Annotated in this window: 16 protein-coding genes; 7 read left to right on the forward strand and 9 right to left on the reverse strand. The window is 70.5% G+C overall.

Annotated elements, in window-relative coordinates; translation table 11 throughout:
• Positions 1-5: 5 nt before the first annotated feature.
• Both ABFT43_RS12170 and ABFT43_RS12175 read right to left on the reverse strand, forming a co-directional pair.
• The gene (locus tag ABFT43_RS12170) at positions 6-2,864 is read right to left on the reverse strand and encodes a bifunctional acetate--CoA ligase family protein/GNAT family N-acetyltransferase (RefSeq protein ID WP_347960601.1); all 2,859 of its coding nucleotides are present in this window, start codon (positions 2,862-2,864) and stop codon (positions 6-8) included.
• Entirely contained in the window at positions 2,857-4,110 is a 1,254-nt protein-coding gene (locus tag ABFT43_RS12175) for an acetoin utilization protein AcuC (protein ID WP_347960602.1), read from the reverse strand. Before ABFT43_RS12175 ends, ABFT43_RS12170 begins: the two co-directional genes overlap by 8 nt.
• A 162-nt stretch (positions 4,111-4,272) precedes the next feature.
• Here ABFT43_RS12175 and ABFT43_RS12180 point away from each other — a divergent pair, with 162 nt between their 5' ends.
• Positions 4,273-4,968 (forward strand): metal-dependent transcriptional regulator, encoded by a 696-nt coding sequence (locus ABFT43_RS12180; RefSeq protein WP_347960603.1) that lies wholly within the window; start codon positions 4,273-4,275, stop codon positions 4,966-4,968.
• A 45-nt stretch (positions 4,969-5,013) separates the two neighbouring features.
• On the opposite strand, the gene ABFT43_RS12185 is transcribed toward ABFT43_RS12180, so the two are convergent.
• Complete coding sequence (locus ABFT43_RS12185) at positions 5,014-6,123, reverse strand: DUF4192 domain-containing protein (protein WP_347960604.1); 1,110 nt, start codon at positions 6,121-6,123, stop codon at positions 5,014-5,016.
• Positions 6,124-6,245: 122 nt separating this feature from the next.
• A complete protein-coding gene (locus tag ABFT43_RS12190; RefSeq protein WP_347960727.1) occupies positions 6,246-6,908 on the reverse strand; it encodes a hypothetical protein in 663 nt (220 codons plus the stop codon).
• A 293-nt stretch (positions 6,909-7,201) separates the two neighbouring features.
• On the opposite strand from ABFT43_RS12190, the gene ABFT43_RS12195 reads away from it, so the two are divergent.
• Together ABFT43_RS12195 and ABFT43_RS12200 are read left to right on the forward strand one after the other, a co-directional pair.
• The gene (locus ABFT43_RS12195; protein WP_347960605.1) at positions 7,202-8,242 is read left to right on the forward strand and encodes a PAC2 family protein; all 1,041 of its coding nucleotides are present in this window, start codon (positions 7,202-7,204) and stop codon (positions 8,240-8,242) included.
• Positions 8,239-10,347: a DEAD/DEAH box helicase gene (locus ABFT43_RS12200; protein ID WP_347960728.1), complete on the forward strand. Its 2,109-nt coding sequence runs from the start codon at positions 8,239-8,241 to the stop codon at positions 10,345-10,347. Before ABFT43_RS12195 ends, ABFT43_RS12200 begins: the two co-directional genes overlap by 4 nt.
• A 12-nt stretch (positions 10,348-10,359) precedes the next feature.
• On the opposite strand, the gene ABFT43_RS12205 is transcribed toward ABFT43_RS12200, so the two are convergent.
• Complete coding sequence (locus tag ABFT43_RS12205) at positions 10,360-11,292, reverse strand: hydrogen peroxide-inducible genes activator (protein ID WP_347960606.1); 933 nt, start codon at positions 11,290-11,292, stop codon at positions 10,360-10,362.
• Positions 11,293-11,417: 125 nt separating this feature from the next.
• On the opposite strand from ABFT43_RS12205, the gene ABFT43_RS12210 reads away from it, so the two are divergent.
• Complete coding sequence (locus ABFT43_RS12210) at positions 11,418-12,005, forward strand: peroxiredoxin (RefSeq protein ID WP_347960607.1); 588 nt, start codon at positions 11,418-11,420, stop codon at positions 12,003-12,005.
• Positions 12,006-12,016: 11 nt separating this feature from the next.
• Complete coding sequence (locus tag ABFT43_RS12215) at positions 12,017-12,550, forward strand: alkyl hydroperoxide reductase (protein WP_347960608.1); 534 nt, start codon at positions 12,017-12,019, stop codon at positions 12,548-12,550.
• Positions 12,551-12,692: 142 nt separating this feature from the next.
• Here the strand turns inward: ABFT43_RS12215 and ABFT43_RS12220 are convergent, their stop codons facing one another.
• On the reverse strand, positions 12,693-13,931 hold the full coding sequence (locus ABFT43_RS12220) for an aminotransferase family protein (RefSeq protein ID WP_347960609.1): 1,239 nt from the start codon (positions 13,929-13,931) through the stop codon (positions 12,693-12,695).
• 61 nt (positions 13,932-13,992) lie between these two features.
• On the opposite strand from ABFT43_RS12220, the gene hrpA reads away from it, so the two are divergent.
• The gene (hrpA, locus tag ABFT43_RS12225; RefSeq protein ID WP_347960610.1) at positions 13,993-17,958 is read left to right on the forward strand and encodes an ATP-dependent RNA helicase HrpA; all 3,966 of its coding nucleotides are present in this window, start codon (positions 13,993-13,995) and stop codon (positions 17,956-17,958) included.
• On the opposite strand, the gene nrdR is transcribed toward hrpA, so the two are convergent.
• Together nrdR and ABFT43_RS12235 are read right to left on the reverse strand one after the other, a co-directional pair.
• Positions 17,932-18,426, reverse strand: coding sequence for a transcriptional regulator NrdR (gene nrdR / locus ABFT43_RS12230; protein WP_347960611.1), 495 nt, complete (start codon positions 18,424-18,426; stop codon positions 17,932-17,934). The genes hrpA and nrdR overlap by 27 nt on opposite strands.
• 98 nt (positions 18,427-18,524) lie before the next feature.
• Positions 18,525-19,085: a LysM peptidoglycan-binding domain-containing protein gene (locus tag ABFT43_RS12235; protein WP_347960612.1), complete on the reverse strand. Its 561-nt coding sequence runs from the start codon at positions 19,083-19,085 to the stop codon at positions 18,525-18,527.
• 222 nt (positions 19,086-19,307) lie between these two features.
• Between ABFT43_RS12235 and lexA the strand changes: the two genes are divergently transcribed.
• Complete coding sequence (lexA, locus tag ABFT43_RS12240; protein ID WP_347960613.1) at positions 19,308-20,015, forward strand: transcriptional repressor LexA; 708 nt, start codon at positions 19,308-19,310, stop codon at positions 20,013-20,015.
• Here the strand turns inward: lexA and ABFT43_RS12245 are convergent.
• On the reverse strand, positions 19,999-21,699 hold the full coding sequence (locus ABFT43_RS12245; protein WP_347960614.1) for a putative PEP-binding protein: 1,701 nt from the start codon (positions 21,697-21,699) through the stop codon (positions 19,999-20,001). The genes lexA and ABFT43_RS12245 overlap by 17 nt on opposite strands.
• Positions 21,700-21,735: the final 36 nt, after the last annotated feature.

Raw genomic sequence — 21,735 nt, forward strand, 5'->3', positions numbered from 1 at the left:
GGCCTCTAGGCGAGCCGTCTCGGCCCGGTGTCCCGTCTGTCGGGCACCGGGCCGACGCGTATCTGCGCGTTGAGCACCGACGCCCCGTCGACGGAGGCCAGGATCGGGTCGCACACCACCTCGCGCACCTCGGGGATGTCGTCGACGAGCGTCGAGATCCGCAGCAGCAGGTCGACGAGGGCCTCCTTGTCGGCCGGCGCCTCACCGCGGTACCCCGTCAGCAATGGTGACGACCGCGGTTCGTCGATGAGTTCGCGGGCGTCGAGTTCGGCGAGCGGGATGGCGCGGTAGCCGTGGTCGCCGAGCAGCTCGAAGGTCCGACCCGACAGCCCGAACGAGATCACCGAACCGAATGACTGGTCGTCTCGGACCCGGATGACCGTGCCGACGCCCTTGGGCGCCATCCGCTGCACATGCAGCACCTCGTCGCCGGTGAGCTCGCGCAGTTCGGCGAACGCGTTGACCACGGCGGTCGCGTCGGGCAGGTCGAGGCGCGCACCCTCCCGGTCGAGACGTCCCCGCCACTTCGACGAGGTGGCCTTCACCGCGACCGGGAAACCGAGATCGCGGGCCGCGGCCGACGCCTCGTGCATCGTGGTGACCTCGCGGAACGGCACCACCTCGATCCCGTACCAGCGCAACAGTTTCGCCGAGTCGACCGCGGACAGTTGCCGCTCCGGGGTCGGCGCTTCGTTCGACACGACGCCCGCGACCTGGTCGTCCGGGGCGGCCATCGCCTCCCGGACGAACATGCGCGCGGCCTCCGGGTCGGTGCCCTCGGGCCGGTGGATCTCGGATTCGGGGCGCATCCGCCACTTCGCGTACTGCCAGGCCCGCGCGAGCGAGGTCGCGGCGCGTTCGGGGCTCGCATACGACGGGATCGACCCGCGCTCGGGCATTCCGTTCGGCCCCGGCTTCGTCAGGCCCGGCGGGATGCCGTCGACGGCCAGGAAGGTCGTGACGATCGGCTTGGCCCCGTCGGCATCGGGGGTGTTGGCCGCGGCCATGAGGGCTCGCGCATGCCAGTCGGCGTCGACGGCCACCGGCGGGACGAAGACGACGACGATCGAGTCGACGCCGGGATCGCACATGGCCGCCGACACCGCGTCCTCGAACTGTTCCTCGGTCGCACCCGCGCCGAGGTCGATGGTGTCGACCACCTCGAGTCCGCCGCTGCGCGCGGTGTCGGCGGCGAGGCTGCCGAGCACCGACGAGTTGCCGATGATGCGTACCCGCGGGCCGCGCGGCAACGGCTGGTAGGCGAACAGCGCCGCGCAGTCGAAGAGTTCGGGGATCGTCTCGACCTGGATGACGCCGGATTGCTCGAGCATCATGCGCGCGATCTCGTCGTCGAAGTTGGCGGCCGAGCGCGCCTTGCGGACCGGGCTCATCGCACCCTTGCCCGACTTCACCGCGATGATCGGCTTGGACCGGGAGACGCGCCGCGAGATGCGGGAGAACTTGCGCGGGTTACCGAAGCTCTCCAGGTAGAGCAGGATCACGTCGGTGGACGCGTCGCTGTCCCAGTACTGCAGGACGTCATTGCCGGAGACGTCGGCGCGGTTGCCGGCCGAGACGAAGGTCGACAGACCGATCTGGCGCCGTGCGGCGGTGTCGAGGATCGCGATGCCGAGGGCGCCGGACTGGCAGAAGAAGCCGACGCGCCCGGCCGCCGGGATGTGCGGGGCGAGAGTGGCGTTGAGCGCGATCTCCGGATCGTTGTTGGCCACGCCGAGCGCGTTCGGTCCGACCAGGCGCATGCCGTGTTCGCGCACCTGGGCGACGAGCCGCCGCTCGTTCTCCAGACCCTCCTGCTCACCGGAGTCGCCGAAGCCCGACGAGACCACCACCAGGGTGCGCACGCCCTTGACCAGGCAGTCGTCGAGGACGTCGTCGACCCGTGAGGCCGGCACGGCGACGACCGCGAGGTCGACCGGATCGGGGATGTCGCGCACGGTCTCGTAGGCGCGGATGCCGCGCACCGACGGCGGGCGCGGCCGCACCCGGCGCTGGCGCGGGGACACCGCTACGGAGGACGCGCCGACGCGTCGCGACTGCTGTTTGTCGTCCTCCTCGACCCGGGCGGGACCGTTGACCGGGAACACCGGCCCGGTGAAGCCGCCCGCGATGATGTTGGCCAGCAACGCATTGCCGACCTTCTTCGGGTCGGTGGACGCGCCGATCACCGCGACCGACGTCGGCCGCAGGAGGTTGGCGACGCTGCGGGCCTCCGACGCCCGCTCGCGGGCGTTTCGCACGCTCAGCAGCGCCTCGGTGGGGTCGATGGTGAACTCGACGTGGACCGTCGAGCCGTCGAAGCTGCGGGACAGCTGGTAGCCGGCGTCGCGGAACACCGCGACCATGTTGGGGTTCTCGCTGAGGACCTCGGCCTCGAAGCGGGTGAAACCGTTCTCGGCGGCGGCGCCGGCGAGGTGTTCGAGCAGGATCGGGCCGAGGCCGCGCCCCTGGTGTTCGTCGGCGATGACGAACGCGACCTCGGCGGACTCCGGCTTGCCCTCGGAGGCGAGGCCCTCGTAGATGCCCATCCCGATGATCTCGCCGCCGAGCACCGCGACGATCGCGACCCGAGTCTTGTGGTCGACGGTCGTCATGCGTGCCACCTCGCGTGGCGGCAGCGTGGGCGTCGGACCGAAATACCGCATGTAGCGGGTGCGTTCGGAGAGCTTGGAGTGGAATTCGACGAGCCGCTCGGCGTCGTCGGGGACGATCGGACGCAGGTGGACCACTCCCCCGTCGGCCGCCAGCACGTCCGCGATCCAGTGCCGCGGGTAGTCCCAGGCCTCGCGCGGTTCGGGCTTGTCGGCCTTGACTTCTGACGTAGACGGGGCGTCCTGATCAGTCACGTGGATCCTCCGGGTCGAGACCGTGCAGAGGGTACACCGCACGGCGCGTCGCCAGGATCGCACGATCGGTCTGGCGCTGCGAACTCGCGCTGACGCCCTCCGGCGGCTCCTGCCCGGCGTCCCCGTCCCAGGGCTGGAAGTCGATGTCGCCGCCGTCGCCCATCACCCGCTCCGGCGGTCGCGCGTAATCGGTGTGCACCTGGGCGGCGATCTGTTCGGCTGTGGCACACCAGGATTCGTCGATCTCGGTGGTCACGTCGATCTCCCGGCCGAGCGCGACGCCGAGCAGGTGCGTCCAGCTGCGCGGCACGACGTTGACGACGCCGTAGCCGCCGCCACCGACCGCGATCCAGCGTCCCTCGCAGAACGTGTCGGCAAGATCACGCATCGCGATCATCGCCGCGCGCTGCCCCTCGACGGTGAGCGCGAGATCGGTGAGCGGGTCGGCGCGGTGGCTGTCGGCGCCGCACTGGCTGATGATGATCTGCGGTTTGAAGTCCGCGATGAGCGACGGCACGACCGCATGGAAAGCCCTCAGCCACAGCCGATCCTCGGTGTTGGGCATCAGCGCCAGGTTCACCGCGGTGCCCTGCGCGTCGCCGTCGCCGATCTCGGTCGGCCAGCCGGTGCCCGGCCACAGGGTCGCCGGGTGCTGGTGCAGCGAGATGGTCATCACCCGCGGGTCGGCCGCGAACTCGACCTGGACGCCGTCGCCGTGATGGGCGTCGACGTCGATGTAGGCGATGCGGTCGAACCCGCTGTCCAGGAGGTACTTGATCGCGATGGCGCAGTCGTTGTAGATGCAGAATCCCGCCGCGCGGGCCTTCATCGCGTGGTGCATGCCGCCGCCGATGTTGACCGCGCGGGTCGCGGCCCCGGTCGCGACGGTCTGCGCCGCGGTGAGCGTGCCTCCGACGAGCAGGCGCGCAGCCTCGTGCATGCCGGCGAAGACCGGGTTGTCGGCGTCGCCGAGACCGAACAGTCGCGCGAGCAGTGGACCGGACAGCGACGCGGTGCCGGAGCCGACGGCACGCACCGCGTCGATGTAGTCGCGGGTGTGCACGACCGTCAGGGCGTCGTCGTCGATGGCCTTCGGCGGGATCGTCTCGACACCGTCGAGGACGCCGAGACTCTGGGCGAGGGTCATCGTCAACGCGAGTCGCACCGGGTTCATCGGGTGCGTGTGGGCCCATCGGTACGAGAGGAAGTCCTCACTCCAGATGACGGCCGTTGATGTGTCGCTCACCTCTTCAGGCTAGTGGTTCAGCTCGCAGCGGGGTCATTCGTGTCGCTTCCGGCACACATCGGTACCGTCGGGGGAATGAGGGACGCGGCACGGGCGTTCGGACATCGAGGTCACCCGGGGTGCGCAGGGTAATCTGGGCGGAGACGAAAGGGATTGGGCACAGTGAACGATCTGGTTGACACCACCGAGATGTACCTGCGGACGATCTACGACCTCGAAGAGGAAGGAATCGTGCCGCTGCGCGCTCGCATCGCCGAGCGCCTGGACCAGAGCGGTCCCACCGTGTCCCAGACCGTCGCCCGCATGGAGCGCGACGGACTCCTCCGCGTGGCGGGCGACCGCCATCTCGAACTCACCGAACGCGGCCGCTCGCTGGCGATCGCGGTGATGCGCAAGCACCGGCTGGCCGAGCGCCTGCTCGTCGACGTCATCGGCATGCCCTGGGATCAGGTCCACGAGGAGGCCTGCCGCTGGGAGCACGTGATGAGCGAGAACGTCGAGCGGCGCCTCCTTGCGGTCCTCGACTACCCGACCACCTCGCCGTACGGCAATCCGATCCCGGGCCTGGACCTGCTCGGCGTCGAGATTCCCCAGGCCGAGGACGGCGCGCTGCGCGTGGCCGAGCTGCCGCCCGGCGACACCGTCGCGGTCATCGTGCGCCGACTGTCGGAGCACGTGCAGTCCGACCCCTCGCTGATCGCGCAGCTGCGCGAGGCCGGCGTGGTGCCGAACGCCCGTGTGTCCGTCACCAACCAGGCCGGCACGATCACGATCAACACCCCGGGCCATGAGGGCCTCGAGCTGTCGCCCGACATGGCGCACTCGGTGTTCGTCGAGAAGGTCGTCGAGAAGGTCTGACACCGAAAAACGTCTGGCACCGTAAGGCCCGACCCCACTGGACGATCACCCCGCCGCTTGCCGGGTGACCGGCGGAAGCCGGACACCCAGGCGAGCGGCGGTGTCGTATGCGACGCCGGTGAGCTCCGACAGTTTCGCGGGCCGCATGCCCGAACGCAGGCACTGGTCGAGGGCGAGGGCCACGGTGTAGCCGGGGTCGGAGTCGAGGGCGACGTCGAGGGCGGTGCCGGCGTAGGCGCCCTCCCCACCCACGTAGTGCAGGTGCGCCAGCAGTGTCGCGGCAGCGGCCCGTCCGCGCCCGGCGAGGCGCCGGGCAAGCTCTCGCCAGAGCACTTCGGCACGGTCCCGCAGGTCGGTGACCGCCAGCCCGAGCAGCGCGTCGCGGACATCGGGGTCACCGAGCGCGCGGTCGAGGTCGGCGAGCCGACGGCATTCCACCGGCGGACCGGCGGCGACCACCGCCTCGAGGACGAGCTCGAGCATCTGGGTCTGCGACGCGGGACCGACCCCTATCCCGGTCCCGTCGCCTGCCGCGCAGCCGCCGCACCACAGGTCCGGTCGCTGCGCACTGCACTCACCGGGCCGCGGCTCGAGCATGGCGCGGATCTGCGACCGTCGCGCGAGGATGTGCCGGCCGGACCGGACGGCCGCCTCGACCGCGCTCGGCGACGTGAGCGGGTCCTCCAGTGCCCCGCTGCGCGGGCCGGACATGTCCACCGCCCACGCCTGGTCGTCCGGGCACCAGATCGTGGTCCACTCGGCGCCCTCGTGGAAGTCGGCGACCGCGAACCCCGCGGCGACACCTCCGATCGCGGAGAACTCCCGGTCGGCGATGGACAGCACCTGCCGGTAGACGAGGCCGTCCAGCGGGTGCCGGTCGTCGGCGATGGCCACGACGACCTCCTCGACGCCGTACGAGACGGTGATGGCGGCGAGGTCGGCGAAGAGGCCGGACAACTCGGGACTCGGCGCACCGCGCTCGTCGAGCAGCAGGTCGTGACGCATCGTCGCGGAGGGGCTGCGGTCGGCGTGGAAGGCGACCACGACGATGGATCGCTCCGGCAGGAAACCGATCAGCGCGGGTACGGCGGTGAGCAGCGTCGTCGGATCCAGCGGACGGCGCATCGGGGACGGGGAAACGGGATGTGCGGACATGCCGAGAAGCATCGGCGCGTCCGCGTCCCCTCGACGGTGCGCGGCGAGTGCTGTGGACAATCGATCCGAGTGATCCACAGATGCACGCGACATCCAGCAGATGCCGCGCCGGCCGGCCAGGCTCAGCCGAAGGCGGCGGCGAGTGCCTTGGTGAAGAGCTCGTCGAGCGCTGCCGAGTCCTCCGGCGATACGGGAGCGTCTCCGGGCCAACGGTATTCGGCGTAGACGCGGATTCCGTCGCGTTCCCCGATCAGGGTGAGGGTGCTGGTCGTGACGGGGGCGCCGCCGCCGGTGACGATGGTGCGCTCGATTGTCGCGGTCTCGACCCCGTCGGGCGCCGGGGGCGCGGGCAGGACCTCGGTGGTGACGGTCGACGAGGCCCCGAACGTGGTGCGCGTGAAGTCGGCGCAGCGCCGCGCCTGATCGACCACCTCCGACAGCGGGGTGTCGACGTGGGCGACGACCGTCGTCAGCGTGGAGCGATCCACGCTGCCATGGCCCAGGAACGCCACCGCCCCGTCGGCCGGCACCGATGCGGGGGCACAGTCGGCCGGGTCGAAGCCCGTGTCGTCCGCCTGCGCGGCCACCGCGGCGCCGGTGATGTCGGCGAGCGCGTTCTCGACCGCCTGCGGCGGGATTCGGCTGCCGGACCCGGACGGGAAGTCCGATGCCTGCACCGACCGCGACGACAGGTCGGCGTCGGCCGGCTGCGCGTCGCCGATGACCGAGCACGCCGACAGCACCCCGCCGGCGAGGACGGCGCAGGCGGCGGCCAGCAGGAGCACGGGCGCGCGGCGCGCGGCGGATGCGGGGCGGTGAGCGGTTGCCGGGGTCACAACGCACTACTGTGCCATCGCGATCGGACGACCACGCCGTTGACACACCACACCGAATCGGTCTGCGACGAAATCGCGCCGTCCGGGCCGGGGAATCACCTGGCGCCCGCGCTCGTTGAACCGACACGAACACCCACCCGTGCTCGACCGCGCCGACGGTGCGAGACAATGGGACAGACGATGTGATCGGCGACGTCCGGCAACCGACGTCGATGTGCATGAAACGTATGAGGAGGGACGACGTGGACGAGAATCCGGCGCGCGACGGCGCGCTGTACGAGCTCGCCTTTCCCGCTCCGCAGGTGAGCCGCACCGATGGCACCGGCCCGGTGTTGATCCATGCCCTGGAGGGCTTCGCCGACGCCGGCCACGCGGTCGCGCTCTCGGCCGCCCACCTGCGCCAGAGCCTCGAGTCCGAACTGGTGGCGACCTTCTCGTCCGATGAGCTGATGGACTACCGGTCGCGCCGCCCGACCATCACCTTCAGCGGCGAGACCTTCACCGACGTCGACATGCCGTCGCTGACCCTGCACGCGATCCGCGACACCGCGGGGCGCGGATTCCTGCTGCTCGCCGGCGCCGAGCCCGATCTGCGCTGGGAGCAGTTCGTCGACGCGGTGCGCAAGTTGTCGGATCGCTTCGGCGTCACCGATGTGATCGGACTCAACGCGATCCCGATGGCGGTGCCGCACACGCGTCCGCCGTCGATCACCGCGCACGGCACCGATCCCGACTCGCTCGGCGACCTGCCGCGCTGGGGATCGGCGATGAAGCTGCCGGCCAGCGCATCGATGCTGCTGGAACTGCGGATGGGTCAGGCCGGTTATCGGGCGTCGGGCCTGTCGGTCCACGTCCCCCACTACCTGGCGCAGACCAACTACCCGGCCGCGTCGGCGCGGCTGCTCGGCGCGGTCTCCGAGCTCACCGGGCTCGAGCTGCCACTCGCCGCGCTGGAGGCCGCGGCGGAGAAGGTCCGCGCGCAGGTCGACCTCGAGGTCAAGGGGAACGCGGAGGTCGAGCAGGTCGTCGTCGCCCTGGAGAACCAGTACGACGCCTACACCCAGGCGGCCGAGGAACGTGCCTCGCTGCTCGCCGCCGAGGAGTCGCTGCCGAGCGGCGAGGAGCTCGGCGCCGAGCTCGAACGCTTCCTGGCCGAACACACCGCCGGTGGCGGCGAGAACGGCCTGGGCGGTTTCGATCCCGGGAACCGGCCTGATGACCGCCCCGCCGACGACCGCAACGGCCCCGAACCCGGAGACGAGGGACCCCAATCGCCGATCTGACCACCACGACCTCGACCGGGCTCGTTCCCGTCGACGACGAGGACCTGGCACTCGAGCGGTACACCGGCTGGTGGACGCGGCGCGGCATCGAACTCTACGAGCACCAGGAGGAATCGCTGCTCGAGCTGCTCGCCGGCAGCCACGTGATCCTGGCCACCCCGACCGGCTCGGGGAAGTCGCTCGTGGCCGCCGGCGCGCTGTACTTCGCCCGCTGCCGCGGTGAGCGGGCCTTCTACACGGCCCCGATCAAGGCGCTCGTGAGCGAGAAGTTCTTCGAGCTGTGCGGCATGTTCGGCGCCGACCAGGTCGGCCTGCTGACCGGCGACGCCTCGGTGAACCCCGATGCCCCGATCGTCTGCGCGACCGCCGAGATCGTGGCCAACCTGGCACTCGCCGACGGCCCGGACAGCGACATCGGAACCCTCGTCGCCGACGAGTTCCACTACTACGGCGACCCCGACCGCGGATGGGCGTGGCAGGTCCCGCTCATCGAGCTGCCGAGAACCCAGTTCCTGCTGATGTCGGCGACGCTCGGCGACGTGTCGTTCTTCGTCGACGACCTCACCCGCCGGACCGGCCGGCAGACGGTGGAGATCACCGGCGCCCAGCGCCCGGTGCCGCTCGAGTACGACTACGCGATGACGCCGATCCACGAGACGATCGCCGACCTCGTGGAACGCGGTCGCGCGCCGGTGTACGTCGTGCACTTCACCCAGGCCGCGGCCGTCGAACGCGCCCAGGCGCTCCTGAGCGTGAAGATCTGCTCCAAGGAGGAGAAGGCGGCGATCGCCGAGGCCATCGGCGACTTCCGGTTCTCCACCGGATTCGGCAACACCCTGAGCAAGCTGCTGCGCTCGGGCATCGGTGTCCACCACGCCGGGATGCTCCCCCGCTACCGCCGTCTCGTCGAACGCCTCGCGCAGCAGGGCCTGCTGAAGGTGATCGCCGGCACCGACACCCTCGGGGTGGGCATCAACGTGCCGATCCGGACTGTGCTGTTCGCAGCGCTGAGCAAGTACGACGGCCGGCGGGTGCGCCGCCTGCGGGCCCGCGAGTTCCACCAGATCGCCGGGCGCGCCGGACGCGCCGGCTTCGACACCGTCGGTTACGTGGTCGCCCAGGCCCCCGAGCACGACGTGGAGAACGCTCGCGCCGTCGCCAAGGCCGGCGACGACCCGAAGAAGCTCCGGAAGATCGTGCGGCGCAAGCCTCCCGAGGGATTCGTCTCGTGGGGTGAGAAGACGTTCACCCAGCTCGTCGACGCACCGGACGAACCGTTGCGCTCCCACTTCCAGATGACCACCGCGATGCTGCTCGAGGTCCTGTCCCGCCCCGGGGACTGCTTCGCCGCGGTGCGACATCTGCTCGAGGACAACCACGAGCCGCGGGATCGGCAGCTGCGGCACATCAAGCACACCATCGAGCTGTACCGCGGTCTGCGCGATGCCGGGATCGTGGTCCAGCTCGACACCCCCGACGAGACCGGCCGGCACATCGCGCTCAGCGTCGACATGCCGGAGAACTTCGCGCTCACCAACCCGCTGTCGGCGTTCGCGCTGGCCGCGTTCGAGATCCTCGACCCCGAATCCCCCACGTACGCGCTGGATGTCGTGTCGATCCTGGAATCGACGCTCGAGGATCCGCGGCCGCTGCTGATCGCGCAGCGCAAGGCCGCGCGCGACGCGGCGATCGCCGAGATGAAGGCCGACGGCATCGAGTACGAGGAGCGGATGGCTCGGCTGGAGGAGATCACCTGGCCGCAACCGCTGCGCGACGAGATCTTCGCCGCCTTCGACATCTACCGGCGCGGCCACCCGTGGGTGTCGTCGTTCCCGCCGTCCCCCAAGTCGGTGCTGCGCGAGATGCTCGAGAAGGCGATGACCTTCACCGAACTGATCTCCGCCTACGGCCTGGCCCGCAGCGAGGGAGTGGTACTGCGGTACCTGTCCGACTGCTACCGCGTTCTGCGCCAGGGTGTTCCGACGAGCGCCGTGACGCCGGAGATCGAGCGGATCGTCACCGATCTCGGCACCATGGTGCGCGAGGTCGACTCGAGCCTCGTCGACGAGTGGGAGGCCCTGACGCAGGCCGAGGCGACCGGGTAGACCCCTGCCGACCTAGATCGGCTGCACCGCCCCGGTCGCTGCCACCAGCTCGCCGATGAGCCCCGCGAGTTCCCGGTAGGCCGACTCGTGCCGTGCGGAACCGCGGAACACCAGCCCGATCCGGCGTCCCGGTCGCGGCGAGGCGAACGTCGCGATCGCCAGGTCGCCCGACGCGGTCTCCGAGGCGACCGCCGTCTGCGGGATGAGGGTCACCCCGAGCCCGCCGACGACGCAGTGCACCGCGGTGGTCAGCGACGCCGCCCGGGTCTGCCCGAGGTCGGGGCGGACCCCGGCCAGCGCACACACCTCGAGCGCTTGGTCGCGCAGGCAGTGGCCCTCGTCGAGCAGCAGCAGCGGCAGGTCGGCGAGCGCGCTGGGGTCGAGCCGCTTCCGGCCGGCCAGCTGATGCCCCGCCGGGAGCGCGAGCACGAAATCCTCACGGTAGAGCGGGACCTCGACGATGCCGGGCTCGTCGAGCGGGAGCGCAAGCAGCGCGACGTCGAGGGTGCCGCCGCGCAACTGCTCGACGAGCCGCGCGGTCTGTTCCTCGACGACGCGCGGCCGCAGGTCCGGCAGCTTCTCCGAGAGTCCGCGCAGCACGGTCGGCAGCACGTAGGGCGCGACCGTCGGGATGACGCCCAACCGGATCGACCCGTGCAGCGGGTCCCCGGTCCCGGCCGCGGCCGCGGTGAACTCGTCGACCGCCTCGACCGCGGCGATCGCCCGGGGCAGGAGTTCGGCGCCGTCGGGGGTCAGGTGGACCCGGCGGGTCGTACGTTCCACCAGCGCGACGCCCAGCCCGTTCTCCAGCGCGGAGATGGCCTGTGACAGAGAGGGTTGGCTGACGCCGAGGTCGGCCGCCGCAGCCCCGAAGTGTCGCCGTTGCGCGAGGGCCACGAAGGCGCGCAGACCGGCGAGGGTGGGCTGATAGGTTTTATCGGGCATGGTTATCAGTGTAGTGCTAATCATCACGTTTCGTTTTCGGCCCGAATCCGGCACGATGGTACGGGTACGCCGCGAAACCATTTCGCGTGCAACCCAGGTACACAACACAGCTGAAGGAGCGATACATGGCCCTGCTCACCATCGGTGACCAGTTCCCCGCATACAACCTCACCGCCGTCATCGGCGGCGACCTCAGCAAGGTCAACGCCCAGCAGCCCGACGACTACTTCACCACCGTCACCTCGGACGATCACCCGGGCAAGTGGCGCATCGTCTTCTTCTGGCCGAAGGACTTCACCTTCGTGTGCCCGACCGAGATCGCCACTTTCGGCAAGCTGAACGACGAGTTCGAGGACCGCGACGCCGTCGTCCTCGGCGCATCGGTGGACAACGAGTTCGTCCACTTCCAGTGGCGTGCACAGCACGAGGACCTCAAGACCCTCCCCTTCCCGATGCTGAGCGACATCAAGCGTGAGCTCGCCACCGCCTGCGGCGTCCTGAACGCCGACGGTGTCGCCGATCGCGCCACCTTCATCGTCGACCCGAACAACGAGATCCAGTTCGTGTCGGTCACCGCCGGCTCGGTGGGCCGCAACGTCGACGAGGTCCTGCGCGTCCTCGACGCCCTGCAGTCCGACGAGCTCTGCGCCTGCAACTGGAAGAAGGGCGACCCGACCATCAACGCCGGCGAGCTCATGTCGGCCGGCGTCTGAGAGGAGACCCGATGAGCATCGACAACCTGAAGGAAGCCCTTCCCGAGTACGCGAAGGACCTCAAGCTCAACCTCGGCTCGATCAGCCGCACCACCGCGCTGAACGAGGAGCAGCTGTGGGGCACCCTGCTGTCGACCGCTGCCGCCACCAAGAACGCCAAGGTGCTCAGCGAGATCGCCGACGAAGCCGCCGACACCCTGTCGGCCGAGGCCTACAACGCCGCACTCGGCGCTGCGTCGATCATGGGCATGAACAACGTGTTCTACCGTGGTCGCGGCTTCCTCGACGGCAAGTACGACGACCTGCGTCCGGGCCTGCGGATGAACATCATCGGCAACCCGGGCGTGGACAAGGCTCTCTTCGAGCTGTGGTCGTTCGCCGTGTCGTCGATCAACGGCTGCGGCCACTGCGTCGCTGCTCACGAAAACACCCTGCGTGAGGCCGGCGTCGAGCGTGAGGCCATCCTCGAGGCCCTCAAGGTCGCCTCGATCGTGGCCGGCGTCGCCCAGGCCGTCGCCACCACCGAGGTGCTCGCGAACGCCTGATCGGCGCGTCGCGGCACAGCGCATCACAGACGACGAAGCCCGGCTCCCCGCAGGAGCCGGGCTTCGTTGTCGATGAATTCAGCCGTTCCCGGGTTCGGCCCGGATCCGGTTCAGCTCAGGGCCGGTTCAACTCAGGGCCGGTTCAACTCAGGGCCGCACGCATCCGGTCGGCGAGCTCGCGCGTCTCCTCGGTGGTCATGACGAACGCCGGCGAGACCTGCAGTGCGCCCTGGCCGGCGGCTCGGGTGCTCACCCCGTGCTCGCGCAGCCGCAGCACCATCGCGGGGGCGGTCGCCGGGTCGGCGAGCTGCACCGCGGTCACCGCGCCGAGACCGGTGCGCACCTCGGCGACCGAGTCCAGCTCGGCCAGCGGCGCGAGCGCGGTCGCCAGGTCGGCCTCGAGGCGCGTCGCCTCCGCGAGCAACCCCTCTCGGCGGATGATCTCCAGGTTGGCGAGGGCCGCGGCCGCGGCGCCGGCGTGACCGCCGTAGGTGTAGCCGTGGCGGAACCACACTCCGCCGTCGAAGAACGGCTCGGCGACTCGCGGCGCGACGAACACCGCGCCCATCGGCACATAGCCGGACGTGAGGCCCTTGGCGGTGGTGATCATGTCCGGCTGCAGGTCGAAGCGCGACGAGGCGAACCACGCCTGGCCGCCGATGCGGCCGAATCCGGTGACCACCTCGTCGGCGACGAACAGGATGTCGTGGTCGCGGCAGATCGCACGGACCTCGGCGAGGTAACCCTCCGGCGGCAGGTAGATGCCACCGGCGCCGATGATCGGCTCGCAGAAGAACGCGGCGATGTTGTCGGCGCCGACCCGCTCGACGAGTCCCAGCAGGCTCTTGGCGTCGTCCCAGTCGACGTTCTGCACGTCGTGCATCAGTTCGCCGTAACCGTCGTGGTTGAGCGGGATGCCCGCCAGCGACGTACCCGCCGCGTGCATGCCGTGGTAGGCCTTGGTCCGGCTGACGACGATCCGCTTGCCCGGCTTGCCCTGCTCCATCCAGAACCGCCGCGCCAGCTTGACCGCGGTGTCGATCGAGTCGCTGCCGCCGGAGGTGAAGAAGATCTTCGAGCCGGGCACGGGTGCGATCTCGGCGAGCTCGCCGGCGAGCTGCACCGTCACGTCGGAGGCGATGTCCCCGAAGTTCGAGTAGTGCGCGATCGACGACAGCTGACGCGCCACCGCCTCGGCGATCTCGGTGCGTCCGTGACCGACGTTGGTGAACCACAGGCCGGCGGTCGCGTCGAGGTATTCGTTGCCGTCGCCGTCGTAGATCCGGGTTCCCTCGCCCCTGGTCACGACGAAGCGGCCGTTGGCGGTCACCGCCCCCATGTCGGCGAAGCCGTGCCAGAGTGCACCCACAGTGTCAGACATGCCCATCATGATGCCGGGCGAGGTGGGAGGTGCGCGGAGCGCCCCATATCCTGGGAACATCATGCCGGTTCATTCCCCAGATCTCTCGCCGTCCCGTTCGGAGGTGCTGCGGTCGCTGCGCGAGGTGGGGATCGCCGACGCGCACCGCCTGCGGCGCCGTGTCGACCAGCTCGGCCGCGACCCCGAACAGGAGAAGTGGGCGCGGCTCGTCGACGACGTGTTCAAGGCGCAGCAGCGCGTGGCGCGGCGGCGGGCGACGGTGCCCGAGCTGCGCTTCCCCGACGAGCTGCCGGTCTCGGCGGCCCGTGAGGAGATCGCCGAGGCCATCCGCGACCACCAGGTCGTGGTCGTGGCCGGCGAGACCGGTTCCGGCAAGACCACCCAGCTGCCCAAGATCTGCCTCGAACTCGGCCGCGGCATCCTCGGCACCATCGGCCACACCCAGCCCCGCCGCATCGCGGCCAGCTCGGTGGCCAAGCGCATCGCCGACGAGACCGGGACCGAACTCGGTGACGCGGTCGGCTATTCGGTGCGGTTCACCGACCGGTCCGGCGCCGACACACTCGTGCGCGTCATGACCGACGGCATCCTGCTGCGCGAGATCGCCACCGACCCGATGCTGCGCCGTTACGACACCCTCATCATCGACGAGGCGCACGAGCGCAGCCTGAACATCGACTTCATCCTCGGCTACCTGCGCCGCCTGCTGCCGCAGCGCCCGGACCTCAAGGTGATCATCACCTCGGCGACCATCGAACCCGCCCGGTTCGCACGGCATTTCAGCACGCCGGAGAGTTCGGTGCCGGTCATCGAGGTGTCCGGGCGCACCTACCCGGTGGAGATCCGCTACCGGCCGCTCAGCCTGTCCGAACGCCCCGACGCGGGCGACGACGACGGCGGCGGCGAGCACGCCGACCTCGACCAGATCCAGGGCATCGACGCCGCCATCGACGAGCTGTGGGCGCACGAGCGCGGCGACATCCTGGTGTTCCTGCCCACCGAACGCGACATCCGCGAGACCGCCGACGCCCTCAAGCGCCGCACGATGGGCGGTCGCCGGGGCGGCGCCGAGATCGTGCCGCTGTATGCGCGCCTGTCGATCGCCGACCAGCAGAAGGTGTTCGCACCGTCGGACGGACGGCGGATCGTGCTGGCCACCAACGTCGCCGAGACGTCGGTCACCGTGCCCGGCATCCGCTACGTCATCGACACCGGGACCGCGCGCATCAGCCGGTATTCGATGCGCACCAAGGTCAACCGCCTTCCCATCGAACCGATCTCGCAGGCCAGCGCCCGCCAGCGAGCCGGCCGATGCGGCCGCGTGGCGCCCGGTGTGTGCATCCGGCTCTACAGCGAGGCCGATTTCGAGTCGCGCCCGGCCTTCACCGACCCGGAGATCCTGCGCACCAACCTCGCCGCCGTCATCCTGCAGATGACCGCGCTGAGGCTCGGTGAGATCGCGGACTTCCCGTTCGTGCAGGCGCCCGACGAACGCGCCATCCGCGACGGCATGGCGGTGCTGACCGAACTCGGTGCCATCACCCCGGGCCGCGATGGCGCTCCCCCACGCCTCACCGCGATCGGCCGCACGATGTCGCGCATCCCGGTCGATCCGCGCATCGCCCGCATGCTCATCGAGGGACGCGAGAACGGTTGTCTCGACCATCTTCTCGTCATCGCGTCGGCGATGAGCCTGCCCGACCCGCGCGAGCGTCCCGCCGATCATCGCGAGGCCGCCGACGCCCTGCACCGCCGCTTCGACGTCCCGGCGTCGGACTTCCTGAGCTACATCGAATTGTGGCGCTACCTCGGCGAGAAGCGGAGAGAACTGTCCAACAACCAGTTCCGCAAGCTCTGCGAGCGCGAGTTCCTGCACTACCTGCGCCTCCGGGAGTGGCAGGACCTGCACCGCCAGCTGACCGACATCGTCAGGGATCTCGACTGGCAGGTCGGCCGGCCCGGCGACGAACTCGGAGAGGTCGATCCCGACGCCGTGCATCGCGCCATCTTGTCGGGCCTGCTGTCGAACATCGCGGCCCGCAACACCGAGGGTCGCGAGTACACCGGCCCGCGCAACACGACGCTGATGATCTTCCCGGCCTCGCCGCTGTCGAAGAAGCCGCCGGCGTTCATCATGGCCGCCGAGATCCTCGAGACGTCACGGCTGTTCGCGCACACCGTGGCCGGGATCGATCCGCTGTGGGCCGAGAAGCTCGCCGGCGACCTGGTCAAACGCACCTACAGCGAACCCCACTGGTCTTCCAAGCGCGGCGCCGCGATGGCGTACGAACGCGTCACACTCTACGGGGTGACGCTCGTCGCGCGCCGGCGCGTCGACTACGGCCCGGTCGACCCGGTGGTCGCGCGCGAGCTGTTCATCCGGCACGCGCTCGTCGAGGGCGACTGGAAGACGAATCATCCGTTCTTCCAACGCAACCGCGCCCTCCTCGAAGCCGCGTCGGACATCGAGAACCGCACCCGCACCCGCGGCCTCGTCATCACCGAGGACCAGCTCTTCGAGTTCTACGACAAGCGCATCGGCCCCGAGGTCACCTCCACCCGCCACTTCGACACCTGGTGGAAGAAGGCCCGTCGTAAGAACCCCGCGCTACTCGACCTCACCCCGGAGGACGTGGCGTCGACCACCGCGGTCGCACCCACCGACTACCCGGGCGCATGGCAACAGGGTGACACGCGCCTCGAGCTGCGCTACCGCTTCGAGCCGGGCGCGCCCGACGACGGCGTCACCGTCGTCATCCCGCAGGCCCTGCTCCCCCACATCCGGCCTGCCGGATTCGACTGGTCGGTGCCCGGCATGCGGTCGGAGCTGGCGACGGCACTGGTGAAATCGCTGCCCAAGCGGCTGCGCAAGTCGATGTCGCCGGCGCAGCAGTTCGCCGACCTCGCGCTCGGCCGCCTCACGCCGCGCAGCGAACCACTCGTCGTCGGGCTGGCGCGCGAGCTGTCGGCGATCACCGGGATGGCGGTCACCCCGGCCGATTTCGACACCGACCGCATCCCGACCCATCTGCGCATGCATTTCGCCGTCGTCGACGCCCGCGGGACCATCGTCGCCCGGTCCGATTCGCTCGCCGAACTGCAACGCTCGACCAGGTCCGCCGCCCCCAAGACGGTGAAGAAGACGCTCTACCGCGAATGGACCGCCGACGGCATCGGCACGTTGCCGGTGGCGCGGACCGTCGACGTCGCCGGGCAGAAACTCACCCGGTACCCGGCCATCGACGCCGTCACCGACGACACCGGCCGTTCCCGCGGTGTCGTCGTGGTGGATGCCGCATCCGAGCAGACGCGGGAGCGGTTGCTGCGCAGGGGAATCGTCGCGCTGCTCGACCTCGCCGTCCCGCCGTTGCAGCGCCGTATCGCCGGGTCGCTGGCGGCCACCGACCGGCTCGCGCTCAGCCAGAGCCCGTATCCCGACCTCGACGCGCTGCTCGCCGATTGCACGCGACGCTCGATCCGGGACACCGTCGAGGAGCTCGATGCCGCCACGATCACCGGAGTCCGTTCACCGGAGGCATTCCGGGCGCTCGCCGAGCGTGTCCGACCCCGCATCGCCGAGGCGGCGCCCGCATATTTCGATCTGGCGGTGGAGATCCTGCGTCATGTCGCGCCAGTGCGGGCGGCGATCGACCGGCATGCCGGTTCGGTCGCGGCCGACGACGTCGCCGAACAACTCGACAATCTGGTGTTCGACGGGTTTGTGGTCGCCACCCCGCGCAGGCATCTGCAGCACGTGCCGCGCTATCTGGCGGCGGCGCAGGCGCGTCTCGAGGCGCTGCCGGCGGCCGCGGCGCGTGATCAGGCGGGTGTGGCCGTGGTGGACCGCGTCACCGAACGCTGGGCGCAGCGGCTCGCGCAGGTCCCCGAGCATCGTCGGGACCTCGTCAACGAGGAGGCCCAGTGGCTCGTGGAGGAGCTCCGGGTGGGATTGTTCGCCGAGCGACTCGGCACCGCCTACCCGGTGTCGGAGAAGCGGGTCCTACGAACTCTGGACCGACTCGGCTGATTCCCTGGCGGCCTCGCCGACCGCCTTGGCCGCGCGCAGCTCGTCGATCTCGCGCTGGAAGTCCTCGATCGAGTCGAAGGACCGGTACACCGAGGCGAAGCGAAGGTAGGCGACCTCGTCGAGATCGCGGAGGGGACCGAGGATCGCGAGGCCGACCTCGTTGCTGGGGATCTCGGCCGAACCGCTGGCACGGACCGTGTCCTCGACCTGCTGCGCGAGTTGTGCCAGTGCGTCCTCGGCGACGTCGCGTCCCTGGCAGGCGCGCCGCACTCCGCGCATGACCTTCTCGCGGCTGAACGGCTCGGTGACGCCGTTGCGCTTGACGACGGCGAGCACCGCGCTCTCCACGGTCGAGAAGCGGCGACCGCATGCGACGCAGGAGCGACGCCGGCGAATGGCCTGTCCCTCGTCAGCGACACGTGAGTCGATGACCTTGGTGTCGTCGTTCTTGCAGAAGGGGCAGCGCATCGTATCCTCACGCGGGTCGCGGGATCTCTCCGCACGGACGGTCGCCGCGCCGGGCCGTGTCTCGGCCGATCCCAGTGACATCGAGGATACCGCCGGGCCTATGAGTACCTGGGGGCCAGGAGTGGCTGACCGACCCGCAGACCAGTCGACGGCAGGTCGTTCAGTCGGACGATGTCCTCGACGACGGCCTCGCGGGGCAGGTCGGGCGCGACGCGGGCGGCGATGGTGTTCAGCGAGTCACCCGAGCGGACGTGGACGACCTCGGTGCCCACCGTCGGCGGGGTGACCGAGGCGGCGTAGTTCTGGCCGACGACCGACAGGACCCACACCGAAAGGGCAAGGCCCACGCCGGCGAGGATCGCCGCCGCGGTGCGGCGGCGACGCCGGATCGTGGATGCCGGGGCGACCTCGACGCGGGGCGCGGCGAGGGGCCCCCGACCGCGGGTGCCGACCGGCGACGCGCAGCGGGTCGAGGAGATCCGCGGGCCGTACGCCGCCGACTCAGGCAGCGGACGGTTGTCGACGGGCCGGTTGTCGCCCGGACGGCGATGGGGATTCGCCCGCCGGGGCGGGACGGACTGACGATCAGGAGCGATCCGCACGGGGTCGACACGCCTCGGGTCGACACGCCTCGGGTCGATGAGAGTCGCGGTGCGCATGGTGCCCTCCGGTTGGTCGGTCGAACGCGATGTTCGAGCCCGAACGCCGGTGTTCGAACATCGATCATCTGTTCGATGAACTGATGTTCGATTTCTACCACGCGCCCCCGACAATGTCTCGCGACACGTCGAACAAATGTTTGATGCTGTCGGTTTCGTGGGCTACGCTCGACCTCGGTCAAGCCATCTACCAGCACGTTCGGAATCGAGAGGAACCCGACCATGAGCGACGACGGCGGAAAGCGCACTCCACCGCGGGGCGCCGACGACCCCGTCCGCCCCGAGGACATCGCGGCGGCAGAGGCCTCCCTCACGCCGCGGCAGCGGGGTGTGCTCGAGGTGATCCGCAAGTCGGTGCGCGAGCGTGGCTACCCACCGAGCATCCGGGAGATCGGCGACGCGGTCGGCCTCACGTCCACCTCGTCGGTGGCGCATCAGCTGCGCACCCTCGAGCGCAAGGGGCTCCTCAAGCGCGACGCCAACCGCCCGCGCGCGGTGAACATCGCCCCGAACGAGCCGCCGACGCCGACGTCGCCGACCGGCGAGCCGCTCCCCGAGCCCACCTTCGTGCCGGTCCTCGGCCGGATCGCCGCCGGCGGCCCGATCCTCGCCGAGGAGGCCGTCGAGGACGTGTTCCCACTCCCCCGTGAGCTCGTCGGCGAGGGCTCGCTGTTCCTGCTGAAGGTCGTCGGCGAGTCGATGATCGACGCGGCGATCTGCGATGGCGACTGGGTCGTGGTCCGTCAGCAGAACGTGGCCGACAACGGCGACATCGTGGCCGCGATGATCGACGGCGAGGCCACGGTCAAGACGTTCAAGCGCCAGAAGGGTCATGTGTGGCTGATGCCGCACAACGAGTTGTTCGACCCGATCCCCGGTGACGACGCCGTCATCCTGGGCAAGGTCGTCACCGTCATCCGGCGGATCTGACACCCTCGGGTTCACTTCCGAGCACCGCGGCGGCCGCCGCGCGGGCCGCAGCCGGATCGGTGGTGGCCAGCGCAGCGGCCGCCGCGTTCTCACATGCGGTGAGAGTGACCTCGCCGAGTGCGGCGCCGACGGCCGCGGACGCGGCCGGGGCACTCGACAGCGAGGTGACGCCGAGACCCACCAGGACGCACGCCAGAGCCGGGTCGGCCGCCGCCTCGCCGCAGACGCCCACCGGTTTACCCAGGGCGCGACCGGCTTTCGCGACCGCCGCGACGAGGTGCAGTACCGCGGGTTGCCACGGGTCGGTGAGGGCGGAGAGGTCGGCCGACATCCGGTCGGCGGCCATCGTGTACTGCGTGAGGTCATTGGTGCCGATCGACACGAAGTCGACCTCGGCGAGGATCGCGGGCGCGAGGATCGCCGCGGCGGGCACCTCGACCATGACCCCGGCGACGAGGTCGCGCGCGCGTACCCGCGCCGCGAAGGCCGCGGCCTCGGCCGGCGAGGCGATCATCGGCGCCATCACCCACGGCCGGCTCCCGGTCTCCCGCGCCGCCTGTGCTATCGCGTCGAGCTGGCGTTCACGGATCTCCGGGTGCGCCAACGCGATCCGATCACCGCGCACACCGAGGGCCGGGTTGGCCTCGTCCGGGTGGTCGACGAACCGCAGCGGCTTGTCCGAGCCTGCGTCGAGGGTGCGCACGACCACCTTCCGGCCGGCGAACGCGTCGAAGACCTCGCGGTAGATGGCGGCCTGGTCGTCGACCGACGGCTCGTCGGCGCGTCCGAGAAAGGCTAGTTCGGTGCGGAACAGGCCCACCCCTTCGACGGGATGCGCCGTCGCGGCGCGGGCCGACGCGCCGTCTGCGACGTTGGCCAGGACGGCGACCTCGACGCCGTCGGCGGTGCGGCCGGGTCCGGTCCAGCCCGCGATCCGCGCGGCGCGACGTCGATGTGCCGTGACCCTCTCCTGCGCCTCCGCGGCGTCGGGGGCGACGACGACCTCTCCCGCGGTCCCGTCGACGAGAACCGGTGTGCCCACGTCGATCGCGCCGAGTCCGGGCACGGCGACGACACACGGGATCCCGAGCTGGCGCGCGATGATCGCGGTGTGACTGGTGGGGCCGCCGAGACGGGTCACCAGCGCGATGGTCGTGGCGGGGTCGAGACCCGCGGTGTCGGCGGGCGCGAGATCATCGGCGAGCAGCACCGACGGGACGTCCGGCGTCGGGACGCCGGGCTCCGGCAGGCCGAGAAGTTCGGCGACGACGCGGTCGCGGACGTCGTTGAGGTCGGTGACGCGTTCGGCCATCAGGCCGCCCATCCTGCTGAACACCGCGGCGAACTGTTCGGTTGCGGCCGCGGCCGCCGCCGGTGCGCTCACCCCCTTCTCGACGAGCTTCGTCGCCGCACCGACCCAGCCGCGGTCCTCTGCGAGCGCTGCCGTCGCGGCGAGCACCTCGGCGGCCGCGCCGGTGTTCTGTGACGCCCGGTCACGCAGGCGTGCGGCCACGACAGCTGCGGCGCGGGCGAACCGTTTGACCTCGTCCGCTCGACGATCCTCCGGCACCTCGCTGGTCGAACCGAGCGCCTCGGCGGAGTGATCGGGCCGCACCCCCGGCCAGAGCGCGGGGCCGTAGGCCACGCCACCGACGACCGGGGTGCCTGTCAGCGTCTGCGTCATGTGACCACGCTTACAAAAACGCCTTGACTTGTCAAC

The organism is Gordonia aurantiaca, from assembly GCF_039939235.1.
GTDB lineage: Bacteria > Actinomycetota > Actinomycetes > Mycobacteriales > Mycobacteriaceae > Gordonia.